This window comes from Citrobacter sp. wls717 (assembly GCF_005280955.1).
GTDB classification, from domain to species: domain Bacteria; phylum Pseudomonadota; class Gammaproteobacteria; order Enterobacterales; family Enterobacteriaceae; genus Citrobacter; species Citrobacter werkmanii.
Genome location: NZ_SZWW01000030.1, coordinates 86967 through 106722 on the forward strand (window position 1 = coordinate 86967; position 19756 = coordinate 106722).

18 protein-coding genes are annotated in these 19756 nt (G+C 53.4%); 7 read left to right on the plus strand and 11 right to left on the minus strand.

The window, feature by feature from the left end:
* Positions 1-369 carry a diacylglycerol kinase gene (locus tag FDX09_RS14680; RefSeq protein WP_003826594.1) on the minus strand — a complete coding sequence of 123 codons (369 nt, stop codon included), beginning with the start codon at positions 367-369 and terminating at the stop codon, positions 1-3.
* 171 nt (positions 370-540) lie between these two features.
* Between FDX09_RS14680 and plsB the strand changes: the two genes are divergently transcribed.
* The gene (gene plsB, locus FDX09_RS14685) at positions 541-2961 is read left to right on the plus strand and encodes a glycerol-3-phosphate 1-O-acyltransferase PlsB (RefSeq protein WP_038636254.1); all 2421 of its coding nucleotides are present in this window, start codon (positions 541-543) and stop codon (positions 2959-2961) included.
* A gap of 54 nt (positions 2962-3015) precedes the next feature.
* On the opposite strand, the gene ubiA is transcribed toward plsB, so the two are convergent.
* The 5 genes from ubiA to malK form a co-directional block, all read right to left on the minus strand.
* The gene (ubiA, locus tag FDX09_RS14690; protein ID WP_003826589.1) at positions 3016-3888 is read right to left on the minus strand and encodes a 4-hydroxybenzoate octaprenyltransferase; all 873 of its coding nucleotides are present in this window, start codon (positions 3886-3888) and stop codon (positions 3016-3018) included.
* Between the two features lie 13 nt (positions 3889-3901).
* Positions 3902-4399 carry a chorismate lyase gene (gene ubiC, locus FDX09_RS14695; protein ID WP_137347424.1) on the minus strand — a complete coding sequence of 166 codons (498 nt, stop codon included), beginning with the start codon at positions 4397-4399 and terminating at the stop codon, positions 3902-3904.
* 180 nt (positions 4400-4579) lie between these two features.
* Positions 4580-5527: a maltose operon protein MalM gene (gene malM, locus FDX09_RS14700; protein ID WP_069325183.1), complete on the minus strand. Its 948-nt coding sequence runs from the start codon at positions 5525-5527 to the stop codon at positions 4580-4582.
* A 113-nt stretch (positions 5528-5640) separates the two neighbouring features.
* Entirely contained in the window at positions 5641-6996 is a 1356-nt protein-coding gene (locus FDX09_RS14705) for a maltoporin (protein ID WP_137347425.1), read from the minus strand.
* Positions 6997-7087: 91 nt separating this feature from the next.
* Positions 7088-8197, minus strand: coding sequence for a maltose/maltodextrin ABC transporter ATP-binding protein MalK (malK, locus tag FDX09_RS14710; RefSeq protein WP_038636246.1), 1110 nt, complete (start codon positions 8195-8197; stop codon positions 7088-7090).
* 360 nt (positions 8198-8557) lie between these two features.
* On the opposite strand from malK, the gene malE reads away from it, so the two are divergent.
* The 4 genes from malE to xylE all read left to right on the plus strand — a co-directional run bounded on the left by malE (position 8558) and on the right by xylE (position 14127).
* Entirely contained in the window at positions 8558-9748 is a 1191-nt protein-coding gene (gene malE / locus FDX09_RS14715) for a maltose/maltodextrin ABC transporter substrate-binding protein MalE (protein WP_032940895.1), read from the plus strand.
* Between the two features lie 130 nt (positions 9749-9878).
* Complete coding sequence (gene malF, locus FDX09_RS14720; RefSeq protein ID WP_038636244.1) at positions 9879-11423, plus strand: maltose ABC transporter permease MalF; 1545 nt, start codon at positions 9879-9881, stop codon at positions 11421-11423.
* A gap of 14 nt (positions 11424-11437) precedes the next feature.
* Entirely contained in the window at positions 11438-12328 is an 891-nt protein-coding gene (gene malG / locus FDX09_RS14725) for a maltose ABC transporter permease MalG (protein ID WP_038636242.1), read from the plus strand.
* Between the two features lie 323 nt (positions 12329-12651).
* On the plus strand, positions 12652-14127 hold the full coding sequence (gene xylE, locus FDX09_RS14730; protein WP_038636240.1) for a D-xylose transporter XylE: 1476 nt from the start codon (positions 12652-12654) through the stop codon (positions 14125-14127).
* Between the two features lie 45 nt (positions 14128-14172).
* Here the strand turns inward: xylE and psiE are convergent, their stop codons facing one another.
* Positions 14173-14583: a phosphate-starvation-inducible protein PsiE gene (gene psiE, locus FDX09_RS14735; protein WP_003031674.1), complete on the minus strand. Its 411-nt coding sequence runs from the start codon at positions 14581-14583 to the stop codon at positions 14173-14175.
* A gap of 139 nt (positions 14584-14722) precedes the next feature.
* Here psiE and FDX09_RS14740 point away from each other — a divergent pair, with 139 nt between their 5' ends.
* Complete coding sequence (locus FDX09_RS14740) at positions 14723-15232, plus strand: GNAT family N-acetyltransferase (protein WP_137347426.1); 510 nt, start codon at positions 14723-14725, stop codon at positions 15230-15232.
* 10 nt (positions 15233-15242) lie between these two features.
* Positions 15243-15698, plus strand: a complete 456-nt coding sequence (locus FDX09_RS14745; RefSeq protein ID WP_170973242.1) for an acyltransferase — start codon at positions 15243-15245, stop codon at positions 15696-15698.
* 79 nt (positions 15699-15777) lie between these two features.
* Here the strand turns inward: FDX09_RS14745 and FDX09_RS14750 are convergent, their stop codons facing one another.
* The 4 genes from FDX09_RS14750 to yjbE all read right to left on the minus strand — a co-directional run bounded on the left by FDX09_RS14750 (position 15778) and on the right by yjbE (position 19730).
* Positions 15778-17874, minus strand: coding sequence for a YjbH domain-containing protein (locus FDX09_RS14750; protein ID WP_038636233.1), 2097 nt, complete (start codon positions 17872-17874; stop codon positions 15778-15780).
* Positions 17874-18611, minus strand: coding sequence for a capsule biosynthesis GfcC D2 domain-containing protein (locus FDX09_RS14755; protein WP_137347427.1), 738 nt, complete (start codon positions 18609-18611; stop codon positions 17874-17876). Before FDX09_RS14755 ends, FDX09_RS14750 begins: the two co-directional genes overlap by 1 nt.
* Positions 18608-19246, minus strand: a complete 639-nt coding sequence (locus tag FDX09_RS14760; RefSeq protein ID WP_137347428.1) for a YjbF family lipoprotein — start codon at positions 19244-19246, stop codon at positions 18608-18610. The genes FDX09_RS14755 and FDX09_RS14760 overlap by 4 nt, the downstream gene beginning before the upstream one ends.
* Positions 19247-19487: 241 nt before the next feature.
* A complete protein-coding gene (gene yjbE, locus FDX09_RS14765) occupies positions 19488-19730 on the minus strand; it encodes an exopolysaccharide production protein YjbE (RefSeq protein WP_003826562.1) in 243 nt (80 codons plus the stop codon).
* Positions 19731-19756 lie beyond the last annotated feature (26 nt).

The following is a 19756-nucleotide window of genomic DNA, read 5'->3' on the forward strand; positions in this document are numbered from 1 at the left end:
TTATCGCAAATGCGACCACAACAGGATGCCCCAAGTGATCAAGGCGACAAAAATCGACAGCAATACCGCCGCCGACCCCATGTCTTTCGCACGACCAGACAATTCGTGGTACTCGGAACCGATACGATCAACCACCGCCTCAATCGCACTATTGAGGATTTCAACGATCATCACCAGCATCACGGAACCAATCAGCAACACGCGCGTAATGGCGTCGACGTCCAGCCAGCAGGCGATGGCAACGCCTAGCAGAACGGCAACGCTTTCCTGACGAAATGCCGCCTCATTAATCCATGCGGCGCGAAAACCTTTCCAGGAATAGCCTGCAGCTTTGATAATTCGGGTGAATCCAGTGGTATTATTGGCCATCAAAAAGAACCTTTTTACATTATTAGCGTCAATGTCATTGTAACGTTACCCCGTTTGTTTCAGGGTGTGGCAAAGCAGCGCGAAGTATGACCGGATACACCAGAAATTCACTAAACTTTCTGATATCCTTGCAGCGCATTTGCATTATTAACCAGAGGCTTTACATCGTTTATGTCCGGCTGGCCACGAATTTACTACAAATTACTGAATTTACCATTAAGCGTACTGGTAAAAAGCAAGTCTATTCCGGCGGAACCCGCACCGGAATTGGGGCTCGATACTTCTCGCCCCATTATGTACGTCCTACCGTACAACTCCAAAGCAGACTTGCTGACGCTGCGCGCCCAATGTCTGGCGCACGATCTCCCGGATCCCCTGGAACCGCTGGAGATAGACGGAACTCTACTGCCGCGCTACGTGTTTATTCACGGCGGCCCACGTGTCTTCACCTATTACACGCCAAAAGAAGAGTCTATTAAGCTGTTCCATAACTATCTCGACTTGCATCGCAGCAATCCAGACCTGGATGTGCAGATGGTGCCGGTTTCGGTAATGTTTGGCCGTGCGCCTGGACGCGAAAAAGGCGAGGTCAACCCGCCGCTGCGTATGCTGAACGGCGTACAAAAATTCTTTGCTGTGTCCTGGCTGGGTCGCGACAGCTTTGTCCGCTTCTCCCCGTCGGTTTCTCTGCGTCGCATGGCGGATGAACACGGTACAGATAAAATTATCGCCCAGAAGCTGGCGCGCGTAGCGCGTATGCACTTTGCTCGCCAGCGCCTGGCCGCAGTCGGTCCGCGCCTCCCTGCGCGTCAGGATCTGTTTAACAAGCTGTTGGCCTCAAAAGCTATCGCGCGCGCGGTAGAAGATGAAGCGCGCAGTAAAAAAATCTCCCACGAAAAAGCGCAGCAAAATGCGATAGCGCTGATGGAAGAGATTGCCGCCAACTTCTCCTACGAGATGATCCGTCTGACAGACCGTATTCTGGGCTTTACCTGGAACCGTCTGTATCAGGGCATTAACGTTCATAATGCAGAGCGTGTACGCCAGTTGGCGCACGATGGCCATGAAATCGTCTATGTTCCGTGCCACCGCAGCCATATGGACTATATGCTGCTGTCGTACGTTCTGTATCATCAGGGTCTGGTTCCGCCGCACATCGCGGCAGGCATCAACCTGAATTTCTGGCCAGCAGGTCCCATCTTCCGCCGCCTGGGCGCGTTCTTTATTCGTCGTACCTTCAAGGGCAACAAGCTTTATTCCACCGTTTTCCGCGAATACCTGGGCGAGTTGTTCAGCCGCGGCTACTCGGTTGAGTACTTTGTCGAAGGCGGTCGTTCACGTACTGGTCGTTTGCTCGACCCGAAAACCGGCACGCTGTCGATGACCATTCAGGCGATGCTGCGCGGCGGTACGCGTCCGATTACCCTCGTACCGATCTACATCGGCTACGAGCACGTCATGGAAGTGGGCACGTATGCGAAAGAACTGCGGGGCGCGACGAAAGAGAAAGAGAGCCTGCCGCAAATGCTGCGTGGCTTAAGCAAGCTGCGTAATCTGGGTCAGGGTTACGTTAACTTTGGCGAGCCGATGCCGTTGATGACTTACCTCAACCAGCACGTGCCGGAGTGGCGTGAATCTATCGATCCTATCGAGTCTATCCGTCCAGCCTGGCTGACGCCGACGGTAAATAACATTGCCGCCGATCTGATGGTACGCATTAACAACGCAGGCGCGGCCAACGCCATGAACCTGTGCTGTACCGCGTTACTGGCTTCCCGCCAGCGCTCTCTGACCCGTGAGCAGTTGACTGAACAACTCGATTGCTATCTGAGTCTGCTGCGCAACGTACCGTATGCCCCGGATGCGACGGTTCCTGCGCAGAGCGCCAGTGAACTGATTGACCATGCCTTGCAGATGAACAAGTTTGAGGTCGAGAAAGACACCATTGGCGACATCATCATTCTGCCGCGCGAGCAGGCGGTATTGATGACGTACTACCGCAACAACATTGCGCATATGCTGGTTCTGCCTTCGTTAATGGCGGCCATCGTAACCCAGCATCGTCATATTTCACGCGCCGCGCTGCTGCAGCATATTGAAGCGCTATACCCAATGCTGAAAGCGGAGCTGTTCCTGCGCTGGGAGCGTGACGAACTCGCTGGCGTGATCGACGAACTGGCCAGCGAAATGCAGCGCCAGGGACTCATCACCCTGGACGATGACGAACTGCATATCAATCCGGCCCGCTCCCGTACGCTACAGCTGCTGGCGGCGGGTGCTCGTGAGACGTTGCAGCGCTACGCTATTACCTTCTGGCTGCTGAGCGCTAACCCATCTATCAACCGTGGTACGCTGGAGAAAGAGAGCCGCACCGTGGCACAGCGTCTTTCCGTCCTGCACGGCATTAACGCGCCGGAATTCTTCGACAAGGCCGTGTTCAGTTCTCTGGTGCTGACGCTGCGTGACGAAGGATATATCAGCGATACCGGAGATGCCGAACCGGAAGAGACGATGAAGATCTATCAGATGCTGGCCGAACTGGTCACGTCGGATGTGCGTCTGACCATCGAGAGCGCCACACAAGGCGAGTAAGCATAAAAAAACCGGTCGAAATGACCGGTTTTTATTTTGCAGGCTAAGCCAAACTCAAAAATGCCAGTAGCTCATTGCCAGGCCTAAGAACAGCACCAGACCAACATAGTTATTGTTCATAAACGCTTTAAAGCAGGCGTCACGTTCACGGTTGACGATCAGTTTCTGCTGATACACAAACAGCGCCCCAGCCACTAACAGAGACCAGTAATAGCCCAGCCCCAACCCGTTTAACCAGCCCACCAGCGCCATCAGCACCAGCACGCCCACCTGCAGAATACCAATAATCAGCTTGTCGTTCTGGCCGAACAGAATCGCGGTCGATTTAATACCGATCTTCAGGTCATCATCGCGGTCAACCATTGCATACTGCGTATCATAGGCCACCGCCCAGAGGATATTGGCGAGGAACATCAGCCAGCAGCTCAGCGGTACGGACTCGCTCACGGCGGCGAACGCCATCGGGATCGACCAGCCAAACGCCGCCCCCAGCACCACCTGCGGCAGATGCGTATAGCGCTTCATAAACGGGTAAACCCACGCCAGCGCTAATGCCGCAACGGACAACAAAATGGTCATCGTATTAAGCGTCAATACCAGCAGGAAGGCCAGCAATACCAGTACGACAAACAGCGTTCGGGCTTCTTTCTCGGTGACAGCCCCGCTCGGCAGCGGTCGATTCGCGGTACGCTTAACGTGGCCGTCAAACTTCCTGTCGGCATAGTCATTCACCACGCATCCGGCAGCGCGCATTAACCATACGCCGGCGACAAAAACCGCCAGGATCCACAGTTGCGGCATGCCAGGGGTTGCTACCCATAATGCCCACAGCGTAGGCCAGAGCAGCAGTAAGGCGCCGATTGGCTTATCCGTACGCATCAAGCGGTGAAACGCCAGCAGCTTATTCTGCGTCAGACTCCACTCCATCTTTATCTTCCTCTCAGTACAACGGCGATGCAGGCAGAAAAAGCTCGGTAAGCATCAACGGCTTACCGCTCAGCCGCAGGCGGGAACGACGCCCCCACAGCGCTGCATCGCGGCCAATCTCAATAAAATCTCGGGTCAATGTCGATGACGTAAACAGGTAGCGTCCGAGCGGGGTTTTCCCCAGATTTTGTAAGGCCAGTTCAGGGCCACACAGGGTGGATTCAGGCACCACGGTACGCCCGGCAAGCCAGGGTTCACCATCCGCGCATAACAGGATTTCGCGTAACCAATAGCGGGACTCTTTAGGCAGCAGCATCAGTTCTTCAGCCACTTCATTTTGCCCAACGAACGCTTCGCGAATCAACGTGACGGTGACTTCTTTGCCCTGCTGCTCAAAACGTTTGGTCATGGAATCTTCCAGTAACAACCAGTCGAGCAGTTGCGGGTCCAGCGCCGGGATCGCATCAAAATAACGCAGCGCACGCAGTTGCGTTAACGCAGGGTGTGGCATGCCTTACTCTCCGATTTATAACCTAAAGGCATTGTATCGCAGAAAAGGCATTACGGGGTGAGCAAACACAATTAAGTGATCGACAGAGCAACATAAGCGTAACAATTCGCACTGAAGGATAAAAAAAGGTGCGCCAGGAGACGCACCAGTTGTTGCAAAATCAACAATGTGGGGAGATGTTTACCCCTTGCCTTTTACACTGCTGATAAAGGTGGATCGAGCTGATTTGGATCCCAGACGTTCAGCTTCATCAAGCAGCTTCAGCGCTTTATCGACATCGCCTTTCGCCACGGCATCCTTAATCGCCTGATTAAAATAGCTTTCGGTGTCGTTCAGCATCGGCTCACTTTTCTTCACCGGCTGCGGCGCAGGAGCGGCAACCGCTGCTGCCGGAGCCGCATAAGTCACCGCAGGCGCTGCGGTATTGCCGACAGTGACAGGGCCAGGGCCGGAAGAACCGAACAGCGGCCCGACCAACACACTGGAGGACGAGCTGGTTTTGACTTTCAATTTCAACAGACCATCGGTGGTATGACGCGCGATCGGGTCCGGAATATCGGGAACGGCGTTACCGACGCCCTTGGCATAGGCTTTTGCCGGATCAAGCAGGGTCGTGGTCTGCTGGAGGTCTTTATCCGTCGTAAAGACCAGAACATAAAGCTTTTGCTGGCCCAGCGCTGGCGTCAGACGCATTACGCCTTCCAGGCGATCGGCACTCATTACGCCGGGCTCCTGGTAGGTGAAATAGCTGCTGGGGAAGAACGCAGATGGCGTCATGTTCTGATCAAGAATTAAGACGTTTGGCGCAAATACGCTGGTTTGTTTGTTTACTTCGCTGGTTAGCGTCAGAGTTAACTCGCCAATATTGGCCGGTACGCTCCAGGCCGCGACCGGACCGGTAATACCAGCAACATCCAAACGCTGGCCCGCGCTCGCAAGCTGCGTGGACTGAGTTTTGGATTGATCAACAGGCGTCCAGGTTAGCTGTTGCAACGCAGCAGTGGGAATAGCAGGCGCCGCGGTGGTGTTCTGCGGAACAATATTCACATCGGCCAGGCTGATGCCAGGCGCGCTGGCAAATAACCCTGCAGATAAACAAAGGGCAACGAGACTTTTCTTCATTTTCATTGTTATCACCTCAGATAGCATGGGTTCAGCGGTGGCCAGGCAATAGCGCGCTAAACCGTAATCAAGAGGGGCGTAAGCCCCTCTTTCGGTCTTTACGTCAGGTTAGTGCTGAATTACCACCAGATTTCCATCTGAGCCCCGAAGGACCACTCATCGCTGTCGCCACGGCTGGTGGTGCTGATACCAGAGTTCGTTGCAACTGCATATTTGGTTACGTCGTTACCATTTTTGACGTAGCCCCACTCCTCATCCCACTTGGCATAGGTTGCGAAGACACGAATTGCCGGGCGGGACCAGATGCTGTCGCCAGCCTGCCACTGTTGCGCGAGGGTGATTTTGTACTGGCTGTTGCGATCGCCAGTCTGCTGAGATTTGACGTTGTCGTAGCCGACTTCCATCAGGGTGCTCATGATTGGCGTCCATTTGTACATCGGGCGGATACCGACGGTGTACCATTCGGTACCCAGATCGTTATCCATATCGAGGTTCTGGTACATACCGACGTACATCAGATCCCATTTGTCGCCCAGGGAGATGGCGCCGTGGTCGAGAATACGCACCAGGCTACCGTTGTTATTAATCACGTTATTGGCGTAATTGGTTTTACTACCATCTGGATTAGTAATGGTGAAGGAAGAAGAACCGTAAGAACCCTGGTTCAAACCTTTACCCTGCGTGGTCATGGAGTCTGTCGCGTACTGAACAACAAACTTGTTGTAGCCCTTCAGCATGCTCTGAGTATGTTCAGCGGTGAACATCCAGCCATCTTTTGATGCGCCGTCTGCCAGGCTGTAATCATCTGTCGTATTCGCACGACCGTAGTCAACACCCAGTTCCAACATACCGTCAGTGTTCGTTGCCAACTGCGCTAAACGAACGTCAAATACGTCGTTGGCGGTGTCTTTGGTACGATCATAGATATTCTGGCTGCTGAACGCGTATGAACCACCCGCTTCCTGAGAACGGCTCGCGGCCAGAGACAGTTTACCGAAGCCCAGATCGATGTTTTCAATACCGGCGCCAGGACCTGAAATATCCCAGTAGTAGAAGTCGATCATGTGCACGTCATGACGTTGGTAGAAGCGCTTACCGGCCCAGATAGTAGAGCCTGGCAGCCATTCAATCAGGTTTTTACCCTGCACGTTGGCTTCACGGAAGGCTGGATCAGTTCCTTCCCAGTCATTCTGCTGTGCTACGGAGTAGGCGACGTTGGTGTCGAAGTAGAAGCTCTTATCGCCTTCTTTCCACACTTCCTGACCTAATTTGATTTCCGCATAGGTTTCACATTCGTTACCGAGACGGTATTTACTTTGTGCACCTGTTGCCTGGAAACATTGTTGTTCGCCGCCGCTACCCGTCCAACCGATACCGGAACGAGCATAACCATGGAAATCCACAGCCATTGCCTGAACAGACATAATGCCTGCTGCCACAGCAACCGCCAGAGGAAGTTTGCGCAGAGTAATCATCGTTCTATCTCCTGAGATCATTGCTTTTCTTTAAACGCTGCCACCTTCTGAAACTGCGAATGGTTTTGCGTTTCGTTTTTTTATGGGGACCTTAAACGCCCGGCTCCTGGTGCAACCGACGACATGCAGTGCCATCCTCACGGAACAGATGGCAACGCTCTGGCGGCAGGCCGATAGCGAATGTGGCACCCTCTTCTACCAACACCACGTCGTTCTGGCGGTAAACCAGGTTTTGACGGATGGCGGGGATCTGGATATGAATTTGTGTTTCGTGACCAAGTTGTTCGACCACCTGGACTTCACCTTCGAGGGTGACATCGGCGATTTCACTGGGCAGCAGATGTTCCGGGCGGATACCTAAAGACATATTGGCACCCACCTGAACGCGGGCACTGTCGACGGGTAACCAGACTTGCTGGCGGTTTGGTAATTCAACCTGCACCTGATCAATTGCCGTTGCGGTAACTTTCACCGGCAGGAAATTCATCTTTGGCGAACCGATAAAGCCCGCGACAAAGCGGTCGGCAGGATAGTGGTACAGCTCCAGGGGTTTACCGACCTGCGCCACACGACCGGCATCCAACACCACAATTTTGTCTGCCAGGGTCATCGCTTCGACCTGATCGTGGGTGACGTAAATCATCGTGCGGCCAAGACGTTTATGCAGGCGGGAGATTTCAATACGCATCTGGACGCGCAGCGCGGCGTCAAGGTTCGACAACGGTTCGTCCAGCAGGAATACTCGCGGCTCGGCAACCAACGTACGGCCAATCGCCACACGCTGACGTTGGCCGCCGGAAAGCGCTTTCGGTTTACGGTCCAGCAGGTGCGCCAGTTGCAGAACTTCAGCTACCTGATTAACGCGCTGGTTCATTACCTCTTTTTTCGCGCCGGCCAGTTTGAGGCCGAACGACATGTTTTCCGCGACGGATAAATGGGGGTATAACGCATAGGACTGGAAGACCATGCCCACACCGCGTTCGGCGGGTGGAATGTCGTTCATCCGGGTCTCCCCGATAAACAGGTCGCCGCTGGTGATGGTTTCAAGTCCGGCGATCATACGCAGCAAGGTCGACTTACCACAGCCTGACGGTCCGACAAACACCACGAACTCCCCTTCGTGAATGTCGAGATTGATATCCTTCGATACCACCACGTCACCCCAGGCTTTCGTTACATTTCGCAGCTGTACGCTCGCCATGCCCTTCTCCCTTCGTTACAACCTGTCATCGACAGCAACATTCATGATGGACTGACTATGCGTTATCCCTCACGGGCGTGAATCCTCCACCCCCCAGCTTTTTTATGGGGGAGGAGGCGGGAGGATGAGAGCGCAGCGTCTGAGACCCGGACCACCAGCCTCAGAGGAATTTCGTGATGCAGCTTGCAAAAATGGGTGGGGTTTTATGTGCGCCAGTGCGCAATACTCACATTTATGTAACACAGATCACATAAAGAACGGGTGGGGCGTAGGTGTAAGGAGGATGGAAAGAGGTTGCCGTATAAAGAAACTAGTACCCGTTAAGCCACCTCTGCAAAATCACCAAACAGGATGGGAACTATGAATATCAAAACTGGCGCACGCATCCTCGCATTGTCTGCATTAACGACGATGATGTTTTCCGCCTCGGCTCTCGCCAAGATTGAAGAAGGTAAGTTGGTCATCTGGATTAACGGCGACAAAGGCTATAACGGCCTCGCTGAAGTGGGTAAAAAATTCGAGAAAGACACGGGTATCAAAGTTACCATTGAGCACCCGGACAAGCTGGAAGAGAAGTTCCCGCAGGTTGCCGCGACTGGCGACGGCCCGGACATCATCTTCTGGGCGCATGACCGTTTTGGCGGCTACGCACAATCTGGCCTGCTGGCTGAAATCACCCCAGACAAAGCGTTCCAGGACAAGCTCTATCCGTTCACCTGGGATGCCGTACGCTATAACGGCAAACTGATTGCGTACCCGATCGCCGTGGAAGCGCTGTCGCTGATTTACAACAAAGACCTCGTTCCGAACCCACCGAAAACCTGGGAAGAAATTCCGGCGCTGGATAAAGAGCTGAAAGCGAAAGGTAAATCCGCGCTGATGTTCAACCTGCAAGAACCGTACTTCACCTGGCCGCTGATTGCCGCCGACGGCGGTTACGCGTTCAAGTTTGAAAACGGCAAGTACGACGTGAAAGACGTGGGCGTGGATAGCGCTGGCGCGAAAGCGGGCCTGACCTTCCTGGTCGACCTGATCAAAAACAAACACATGAATGCGGATACCGACTACTCCATCGCCGAAGCGGCCTTTAACAAAGGCGATACCGCGATGACCATCAACGGTCCGTGGGCGTGGTCCAACATCGATAAGAGCAAGGTGAACTACGGCGTTACGCTGCTGCCAACCTTCAAAGGCAAGCCGTCTAAACCGTTCGTTGGCGTACTGAGCGCGGGTATCAACGCCGCCAGCCCGAACAAAGAACTGGCGAAAGAGTTCCTCGAAAACTACCTGTTGACCGACCAGGGTCTGGATGAAGTGAACAAGGACAAACCACTGGGCGCGGTTGCGCTGAAATCCTTCCAGGAACAGTTAGCGAAAGACCCGCGTATCGCGGCCACCATGGATAACGCCCAGAAAGGCGAAATCATGCCGAACATCCCGCAGATGTCCGCATTCTGGTATGCCGTGCGTACCGCCGTGATCAACGCCGCCAGCGGTCGTCAGACCGTCGATGCCGCGCTGAAAGACGCGCAGGGTCGTATCACCAAGTAATACAGTTGTGAACGTGCCGGATGGCGGCATACATGCCTTATCCGGCCTACAACGTATGTAGGCCGGATAAGCGCAGCGCCATCAGGCACGCTGACCAACAGGTTTTCATTGTTGTTGAGGATTGAACCCCATGGATGTCATTAAAAAGAAACACTGGTGGCAAAGCGACATGCTGAAATGGTCAGTAATGGGTCTGCTTGGTCTGCTGGTCGGTTACCTTGTTGTTTTGATGTACGCTCAGGGGGAGTATCTGTTTGCCATCATGACGCTCATTTTAAGCTCTGTTGGCCTGTATATTTTCGCTAACCGTAAAGCCTATGCCTGGCGCTATGTTTATCCTGGCGTGGCCGGTATGGGGCTGTTTGTCCTGTTTCCGCTCATTTGTACCATCGCCATTGCTTTTACCAACTACAGCAGCACCAACCAACTGACCTTTGAACGTGCTCAACAAGTCCTGATGGATCGTTCTTATCAGGCAGGTAAAACTTACAACTTTGGCCTGTATCCGGCGGGTGATGAGTGGCAACTGGCCCTCACCGACGGTGAAACGGGAAAAAATTATGTTTCCGACGCCTTTAAATTTGGCGGCGAACAGAAGCTGCAGTTAAAAGAAACCGAGGCGCTACCAGCGGGCGAACGTGCGACGCTGCGCATCATCACCCAGAATCGTCAGGCGCTGACTCAGCTAACGGCTATTCTGCCGGACGAAAGCAAAGTCATCATGAGTTCACTGCGTCAGTTCTCCGGTACGCAGCCGCTCTACTCCCTGGCCGATGATGGGACGCTCACCAACAATCAAAGCGGCGTGAAGTACCGCGCTAATAACGATATTGGTTATTATCAGGCCATTAACGCAGACGGTAGCTGGGGTACTGAAAAACTCAGCCCGGGCTATACCGTCACCATCGGCTGGGACAATTTCACTCGCGTATTTACCGACGAGGGCATCCAGAAACCGTTCTTCGCCATCTTTGTCTGGACGGTAGTGTTCTCAGTCCTGACGGTGATTCTGACCGTGGCTGTAGGTATGGTGCTGGCCTGTCTGGTGCAGTGGGAATCTCTGAAGGGCAAAGCGATTTACCGCGTCCTGCTGATTCTGCCCTACGCCGTACCGTCGTTTATCTCGATTCTGATTTTCAAAGGGCTGTTCAACCAGAGTTTTGGTGAAATCAACATGATGCTCAGCGCGCTGTTTGGTATCAAGCCGGCCTGGTTTAGCGATCCAACCACCGCGCGTTCGATGATTATCATCGTTAACACCTGGCTGGGTTACCCGTACATGATGATCCTGTGCATGGGGCTGCTGAAAGCGATTCCTGACGATCTGTATGAAGCCTCGGCAATGGACGGCGCGGGTCCGTTCCAGAACTTCTTTAAAATTACGTTACCGCTGCTGATCAAGCCGCTGACGCCGCTGATGATCGCCAGCTTCGCCTTTAACTTTAATAACTTCGTGCTGATTCAACTGTTAACCAACGGCGGCCCGGATCGCCTCGGTACCACCACGCCTGCCGGTTACACCGACCTGCTCGTCAGCTACACCTACCGTATCGCCTTTGAAGGCGGCGGCGGTCAGGACTTCGGTCTGGCGGCGGCGATTGCCACCCTGATCTTCCTGCTGGTTGGCGCGCTGGCGATTGTGAACCTGAAAGCCACACGTATGAAGTTTGATTAAGGGAGATAACGACAATGGCTATGGTCCAACCGAAATCACAAAAGTTACGTTTATTCGCAACGCACTTAGGGCTGCTGATTTTTATCGCGGCGATCATGTTCCCGCTGCTGATGGTCATCGCCATTTCGCTGCGTGAAGGTAACTTCGCTACCGGCAGCCTGATCCCGGATAATATTTCCTGGGAACACTGGAAACTGGCGCTGGGCTTTAGCGTAGAACATGCGGATGGCCGCGTCACTCCGCCGCCGTTCCCGGTGCTGCTGTGGCTGTGGAACTCGGTGAAAGTCGCCACCATTACCGCGATTGGTATTGTGACGCTTTCCACCACCTGTGCTTACGCCTTTGCCCGTATGCGCTTCCCGGGTAAAGCGACCCTGCTGAAAGGGATGCTAATCTTCCAGATGTTCCCGGCGGTGCTGTCTCTGGTCGCGTTGTACGCCTTGTTTGACCGCCTGGGCCAATACATTCCGTTTATCGGCCTGAACACTCACGGCGGCGTGATCTTCGCCTATCTCGGCGGTATCGCGCTGCATGTGTGGACAATTAAGGGCTATTTTGAAACCATCGACGGTTCGCTGGAAGAAGCGGCCGCGCTGGATGGCGCCACGCCGTGGCAGGCATTCCGCCTGGTACTGCTGCCGCTTTCCGTACCAATTCTGGCGGTCGTGTTTATTCTGTCATTCATTGCCGCTATTACCGAAGTACCGGTCGCGTCACTGCTGCTGCGTGATGTGAACAGCTACACCCTTGCGGTTGGTATGCAGCAGTACCTCAATCCACAGAACTACTTGTGGGGCGACTTTGCCGCCGCAGCTGTACTTTCAGCCATTCCGATTACTCTGGTGTTCCTGCTGGCACAGCGCTGGCTGGTCAACGGCCTGACGGCGGGTGGTGTGAAAGGTTAAGTTTTATCGAAGTACCTGCCCGGCAACGGGCAATGCCACTGCAACCCTCAACTTATGTTATCCCAACCTGTGACAGTTATTCGGCGCTCTACGGAGCGCCCTTTTTTATGTTATTTTGCATTGCTGTTACGATTATTTCCTTTCGTGGCCCCCATCACTGCAATTATATTTACCACCTGAAAACAGACAAATTAAACAGAATTAAGATCACAGAAAAGACAAAACATAATTGCAATGTAAAAAATGATAATTGTCTTCCCTGCCTGTTAAATCCACCATCACGACACTGATCAAAAGAGCTGTATCCTCTAAGGCAGGTCTGAATGAACACCCAATATAATTCCAGTTATATTTTTTCGATTACATTAGTAGCAACATTAGGAGGGCTATTATTCGGCTATGACACCGCCGTCATATCCGGAACGGTAGAATCCTTAAATACCGTGTTTGTCGCCCCGCAACATTTAAGTGAATCCGCCGCCAACTCGCTGTTAGGCTTTTGCGTTGCCAGCGCGTTGATTGGCTGCATCATCGGCGGTGCGCTGGGCGGTTATTGCAGTAACCGCTTCGGTCGCCGGGACTCGCTGAAAATCGCCGCCCTGCTGTTCTTTATTTCCGGTATTGGTTCTGCGTGGCCAGAATTAGGATTTACCACGATTAACCCAGATAATGCCGTGCCTGTTTATTTGGCCGGATACGTCCCCGAATTTGTTATTTATCGCATCATTGGTGGTATTGGCGTTGGTTTAGCCTCAATGCTCTCACCGATGTATATTGCAGAACTGGCTCCAGCGCATATTCGTGGGAAACTGGTTTCCTTTAACCAGTTCGCCATTATTTTTGGTCAACTGCTGGTGTATTGCGTTAACTATTTTATTGCCCGTTCCGGTGACGCTAACTGGCTGAATACCGATGGCTGGCGATATATGTTTGCTTCCGAAAGCATTCCCGCCCTGCTGTTTTTACTGTTGCTGTACACCGTCCCGGAAAGCCCGCGCTGGCTGATGGCGCGTGGCAGACACGAGCAGGCGGAGGGCATTCTGCGCAAAATTATGGGCAACAGCCTCGCCACCCAGGCCATGCAGGAGATCAATCAGTCACTGGAGCATGGCCGTAAAACCGGCGGACGCCTGTTGATGTTTGGTGTGGGCGTTATCGTCATCGGTGTGATGCTCTCCATCTTCCAGCAGTTTGTCGGTATTAACGTCGTGCTGTACTACGCGCCGGAAGTGTTTAAAACGTTAGGGGCCAGCACCGATGTGGCGCTCTTGCAGACTATTATTGTCGGCGTAATCAACCTGAGTTTCACCGTGCTGGCAATCATGACGGTGGACAAATTTGGTCGCAAACCGCTGCAAATAATTGGCGCATTGGGTATGGCTCTTGGGATGTTCAGCCTTGGCACCGCGTTTTACACCCAGGCTTCCGGGCTGATAGCGCTGCTGTCGATGCTGTTTTACGTCGCCGCATTCGCCATGTCCTGGGGACCGGTTTGTTGGGTGCTGTTGGCAGAAATCTTCCCGAACGCGATTCGTGGCAAAGCGCTCGCCATTGCCGTCGCCGCTCAGTGGCTGGCGAACTACTTCGTCTCCTGGACCTTCCCGATGATGGACAAAAATTCGTGGCTGGTTTCCCATTTCCACAACGGTTTCTCCTACTGGATTTACGGTTGTATGGGGATTCTGGCGGCGCTGTTTATGTGGAAGTTCGTGCCGGAAACCAAAGGCAAAACGCTGGAAGAACTTGAAGAACTGTGGGAACCCGCAGCAGAGAAAACCCAGCCAGCCTCTGCGCAGTAACCCTGACATACAACACGCCGCAGCCGGATTGCGGCGTGTTGTCTTTTACTCTCGCTTCAGCCGTTTAGAGTTACACAGCCACAGCGTAATCACCAACAGCAGGATCGCCGCAGAATAGATCAATACATCCATCGGCGCTTTATGATCGACGATGATCAACCGCACAATTGCGGTGATCCCGATATAAACAAAGTAGCGCAGCGGAAAGTGAAATCCTGACTGAAAGTACTTCACAATCAGCGCGATAAATTCAAAATAGAGAAAGTAAACCACCAGCCCTTCCACCAGCTCATACTTGCTGGTTTGTTCCGGCGCGAACAGTACATCCGCCAGGTGTAGCGTTTCTTTCCCAAGGAATACGACCAGGATCAGGCCCAGACTCAACAGCCCCAGATTCAACACGGTCTGTAAGATGGTGGAGATAAACTCCACGCGCGGACGAGATAGCGACGTCATAACGGCCCCTCCTGTTCAGTAACAAGGTTCCTGTATAACGCAGAAATGTGACAGAGATCTACATTTTTTGTTTATGTTTTGTGCAGCTCAATAATAGTGCAACAATGCTTCTGACACTAACTTCTTGAACGGAATAGAAATGCTTAAGATTGAAATGGCAACCGTCGACGATGCCAGCTTGCTAAGCGCAATGGGCTATATCAGCTATCGACATCACTTTGCGCCTTTGTGGAAAAACCCGAGCGAGCTCGACGCTTATCTTGAGCAGGAATATTCCTTACCAGCGATATCCAGCAGTCTGGCCGAACCCGGAACCTTCTGGCTTATCGCCTTTGCCGACGCGCCGGTTGGCTTTGCCAAATACAGTCTCCGCCACTCTATTGATCCAGAAGGGCGTTCAGGGGCATTGCTAAATAAGATCTACCTGATGCCAGATGCAACGGGCAAACAGTACGGTGAGCAGCTTTTTGCCGAAGTTATTCGCCAGGCCAAAGAGCAGGATGAAAAATGGCTCTGGCTTGAGGTACTGGCTGATAATCCTAAGGCACGGCAGTTCTATGAACGGCAAGGGATGACGCTTGTGAAGGAAACTGCTTTCACTACCGCCTCCCAGACCAGTATTTTGTACGTTATGGAAAAGCAGATTTAAGAGGATATAAATGATGAATATTCGTCAATCCGCTGTCCGCAACGTCACGTGCGGTGAGAATGTGGTGGTTTATGAACCGGCGAACCTGTACGACTGCATACTGGAAGACAACGTTTTTGTCGGACCATTTGTTGAAATCCAGAGCAACACGCAGATTGGCGCAGATAGCAAAATTCAGTCGCACACCTTCATCTGCGAATATGTCACCATCGGTTCCCGCTGTTTTATCGGTCATGGCGTGATGTTCGCCAACGATATGTTTCGGCAAGGAAAACCCAATGCCGACCGCACCAGTTGGGGAAGAATTACGATTGGTAATGATGTCTCGATCGGCAGTGGGGCGACCATTCTGGCAGTCACAATCTGCGATGGCGCAGTCATCGGCGCGGGAAGCGTGGTGACAAAATCGATTACCGAGAAAGGCGTGTACGCGGGCAACCCGGCAAAATTATTGCGTCGTTTGTAAGTTGCCGGATGGCGGCATAAATGCCTTATCCGACCGACAATGTAGGCCGGATAAGCGCAGCGCACCGGTTGATCAAACATTAACGGAAGTTCTCGCTTCTGTCGCTGGTCATATCATACAGACCAAACTTACGTCCCAACTGCTGCCCACCGTCACGCGTCAACGGCGTCCAGCCAATCGCCGCACGACTGCGGGTTGGACCTGAAGAGAAGAGATCCAGCGGCACAGAAACGTACACCCCTTTGGTAAAATCACCCTCGCCATATTCATCCGGCGAGGCGTCGGTGATGGTCGCATAGCCGCCCACCACCACACCGCTGTCGAAGCGTTTGGCAATTTCCAGCGTTCCCCCCTTATCTCCCGCCAGATACTGGCCCACACTGGCTTTCACCAGTACATCCTGGGCGAATGAAGGATTCCAGTAAGCCGTCAAATGCCCGGTCTTCACGCTGTAGTCGGTGAATTTCATCATATCCTGCGCGCTACGCCAGTCACGCTGTTTCACATAGTTGGCGTCAATGCCAAACGCCCAGTTGCTGTCTAACGGACGATACAACACTTCTGCCCCCGCCCCGCCGTACATGGTCTCCAGGTAACCAGCGTAAACCTGTCCGTAGAACCCGTTTCCGAGTGACTGGAAGTAGTTGGCCTGCAGGTTATTCACGTAGACATCGTTTTGCACATACTCGCGCACATGAGTACGCACGCGTGGTAAATGCGAATCCTGCGGCGGGTTGGTGTAGTTAAATTTGTCATAGTTATTGGCGAGGTTGGCGAACAAACTCCCGGTGGTCAGCAGATGATCGGTCACCCACCAATCCGCAGTTCCCATTACGCCCAACTGGTACATATAGAAGTTTTCCGGGCCGCCCACCGACTGATTGAGCACCGGATCGATATGAAAATCAAAGCGAGACTTATCAATATACCAACCCTGCTCGGTCGTTTTCGGCACCACGGGCTCAACGCGTTTTTGCGCCAGTTGTGTTTCATGACCCAGCGGCTCACCTTCCAGGTGTCGCTTAAGGCTGGAAACATCCGTTTCGGTCGTCACCTGCGGCAAGTTAAGGCGATTTTCGGTAATCCGGATCGTACGGATCCCGTCGGGAAGATCGTTCATCACGATCCGATTGGCGCGTTCGATCCCTTCTCGCGAATCACGGTATTTCACCTGTTCGCCGGTCACATACAGCGTATCGCCCTGCACCTGGATTTTGGGATCCGCCAGCCCGGCGTTATATTTCAGCAGCGTTAACTGATTCGCCACTACCGAATGTTGCAGAATCGCATCCTGCGGCTGTGGTTGATACTTCGGACGGGCGTTATCGTTATAGTTTGGTCGCAAGTCGTTGAAGTTAGTCCGCAGCGTGAACCCAAACATAAAGGTGTTCCCGCGCTCATAGCTGAGGTTAACGTCGGCCCAATCGGTGACGCGATAGATAGCGCCGACGTTAAACTTGCTCTTTTGATCCAGCTTGCCCGCAAAATCCTGCTGGTAATTATTGCCTTCATACTCCAGTTTCAGGCGCAGCGGCTGCCAGGGTGTCTGATATTCCACGCCGCCAAATAACGATGCCGGACCATGAAACATCTGACTGCCGTCAATAGAACCAGCCTGCTTGTAGCTGTTATCGCGATGACAGAATTTATCGCTGTATGAGCAAAACGGATTGCTGACGTTGCCGCTGGTGCCAAGATACCCCCAGCCCAGACCGAGCGAGAAATCAAACGGGCCCCAGGCTTTATTCGCCACAATATACTCCGCATCAAACAGACCCGTCCCGCCGATATCCCGCGCGCCAACGGCCACCTGCGGCATCCAGTAGCTCTCTTCCCACAGCCGCAGCTTGAGATCAAACGCTTTATCCTTGTATGTCTGATCGCCAGAAAATGACTCCACGCTGCTGTATTTTTTGGTACGCACATCGGTATAGCGCAGCGTGGTTTCCAGCCAGGGGAACAGTTGCACCGACGCAGAGTAGTAGCGGTACTGATCGTTGTCCCGGTAGTTGAGGCTCATTTCCCCTTCACGCGCCATCCGTGCTGTCGGGGTTTGCAGCAGGCCTACGCCGCCAAAATCGGACTGGGATGGACCAATAGGCGCAGGCCATGTTTCACCGTGACAGGCAACGCTTACGCCCAGCGCCAGTAAGCTGAGCAGATAAGTTTTTCTCATTATTCAGGTATCCGCTGGGTCAGGGTGTGAAGAATATCGGCATTGATTTCATCCGGGGTACTGCTCCAGAAGGCATCAGAGAGTCCGACAAAAATGATGCTGCCGGGCATCGGCTCAACGTGACGTTTGTTCCAGTAAGCGATAGGAACTTTTTGCGAGCGTCCATCGGGATAGATGACCCACGCGTAGCTGCGATCCGCTCCGCTGAGCCGACTTTGCCCATCGAGATAGCTGGCGACATCACGCCCGGGCACAAACGGTTGTTTACCCGGACGGCTTAGCAAACCAAACAATGTGATATCCGTTGGCTGCGATCCAACCCATAGCGTGTAGTTGCCCTGCAACGGCGGGTTGCCTCGCTCGCTGACGCGCACCACATCCGGGTCAAGGTTAATGTTCTGTCTGCCGGTCACCTTCAGCGCCTGAATTTGCTGGCGTAATGCGTTGATAGCCGCCGCATCGTCACCGCTTTCTTCAGCACTCAGCGCTGCCAGACGAGCCAGTAGTGTCTGCTGCTGGCGTTCTGCCGCCGCCGTTGCCCGCTCTTCGCTGATGACCGCTCCGGGCCACCAGCTATTACTCAGCCGCGGCTGTCCAACCAGATCGATCAGACGCTCCGCACCGGTCAATATTTTGGGTTCAGCGCTGCCTGCAATCATGACTTTGACATTGCCCGCAGCAAAAACAGAGGGTGCGCTCAGGCTAAAAACCAGCGCCATTACGGCTCGTTTCATCATGATTTTGCAGCCTTAATCAGGGTGGTTTTCACCGGGAAGAAGTTAGCTCCCAGATACTGTTCCGACTGACGGATTTGCCCTTCGCTATCGATCCAGTAGCGGTTATGCCAGCGCGTTTGATCGGTCGTTATCTCTTCATCAAGGATGCGCACTGGCGTTTCATCGCTGCCGACCTGAATGCTGTCAGTGCCATCCCATGTGAAAACAGAGCGGGCGGTGGCATAGCGCACCTGCTGATGTTCAGTCCAGCCCATCGTGCGGGTCCATGTTGCGCCATCGGCTATCTGATTGGGTTTGATGAGCGGGTCCGCTGCCAGATTATTCACCTCAATCAGGTTGTCACCGCCGAGCTGCGTTTTCACAATGCGCCCATGCTGCGTGACGAGAATGGCCTGATCCTGAGTCACCCATTTCTGTTGTCCGTTTTCTGCAAACGCGAGTACGACAAACAGCTGTGGACCACCATTGAGCTGCATATACTGGCTGGCGTAGGGCATGTTTTGGATTTCATCATCCGTCATCTGAACGCCGGGAGTACCAAACACACTCTCCCACAGCGAATGGCCCAGCCCTTCGGTGGTGGCCGAGCACGCCTGTAGTAACAGGCAAACCAATATGAGCGCTGGTCGCTTCACGACACTTCTCCGCATTATTGCCGGGTGCGCAACGCTTACCCGGCCTACAAATCCCGCAGGCTTTTGGCAATTCAAAATAACCACACCGAAGTGTGGTTAGAATTAATCCCCGTCATACTTCACGTTGCAGATGCGTTAGCTACGTTCACTCACCCCGGTCACATAGCTATCTATGCTCCCGGGGACTCACTCACTTGCCGCCTTCCTGCAACGCGAATTATTTAGGGGCTACGTACCGGTATTACTGGGTACTGGTGGTTGTCGTGGTTGTCGTTCCGGTATTAGAACCATCACCACCACCGGTCGCCGCAAGGGCCACCCCCACCGCAGAACTTACGGTGCTCACGCTGGTGGCAGAGGAACTTCCTGCCGAAACCGACGCGGCAGCCGACCCTGCAGCCTCACCCACCTGAACGGGGGCAGCATAGACAGAGGTCGCCGCAAGCGCAGATATAGCCCAAAGGCCATACAGAACTTTTTTCATCACAAATTCCCTTCATTTAATGAATG

Bases quoted from the DNA above. Each gene is read 5' to 3' on its own strand.
- FDX09_RS14680 (WP_003826594.1), bottom strand. From the start codon at position 369: ATGGCCAATAATACCACTGGATTCACCCGAATTATCAAAGCTGCAGGC.
- plsB (WP_038636254.1), top strand. From the start codon at position 541: ATGTCCGGCTGGCCACGAATTTACTACAAATTACTGAATTTACCATTA.
- ubiA (WP_003826589.1), bottom strand. From the start codon at position 3,888: ATGGAGTGGAGTCTGACGCAGAATAAGCTGCTGGCGTTTCACCGCTTG.
- ubiC (WP_137347424.1), bottom strand. From the start codon at position 4,399: ATGCCACACCCTGCGTTAACGCAACTGCGTGCGCTGCGTTATTTTGAT.
- malM (WP_069325183.1), bottom strand. From the start codon at position 5,527: ATGAAAATGAAGAAAAGTCTCGTTGCCCTTTGTTTATCTGCAGGGTTA.
- FDX09_RS14705 (WP_137347425.1), bottom strand. From the start codon at position 6,996: ATGATTACTCTGCGCAAACTTCCTCTGGCGGTTGCTGTGGCAGCAGGC.
- malK (WP_038636246.1), bottom strand. From the start codon at position 8,197: ATGGCGAGCGTACAGCTGCGAAATGTAACGAAAGCCTGGGGTGACGTG.
- malE (WP_032940895.1), top strand. From the start codon at position 8,558: ATGAATATCAAAACTGGCGCACGCATCCTCGCATTGTCTGCATTAACG.
- malF (WP_038636244.1), top strand. From the start codon at position 9,879: ATGGATGTCATTAAAAAGAAACACTGGTGGCAAAGCGACATGCTGAAA.
- malG (WP_038636242.1), top strand. From the start codon at position 11,438: ATGGCTATGGTCCAACCGAAATCACAAAAGTTACGTTTATTCGCAACG.
- xylE (WP_038636240.1), top strand. From the start codon at position 12,652: ATGAACACCCAATATAATTCCAGTTATATTTTTTCGATTACATTAGTA.
- psiE (WP_003031674.1), bottom strand. From the start codon at position 14,583: ATGACGTCGCTATCTCGTCCGCGCGTGGAGTTTATCTCCACCATCTTA.
- FDX09_RS14740 (WP_137347426.1), top strand. From the start codon at position 14,723: ATGCTTAAGATTGAAATGGCAACCGTCGACGATGCCAGCTTGCTAAGC.
- FDX09_RS14745 (WP_170973242.1), top strand. From the start codon at position 15,243: ATGATGAATATTCGTCAATCCGCTGTCCGCAACGTCACGTGCGGTGAG.
- FDX09_RS14750 (WP_038636233.1), bottom strand. From the start codon at position 17,874: ATGAGAAAAACTTATCTGCTCAGCTTACTGGCGCTGGGCGTAAGCGTT.
- FDX09_RS14755 (WP_137347427.1), bottom strand. From the start codon at position 18,611: ATGATGAAACGAGCCGTAATGGCGCTGGTTTTTAGCCTGAGCGCACCC.
- yjbE (WP_003826562.1), bottom strand. From the start codon at position 19,730: ATGAAAAAAGTTCTGTATGGCCTTTGGGCTATATCTGCGCTTGCGGCG.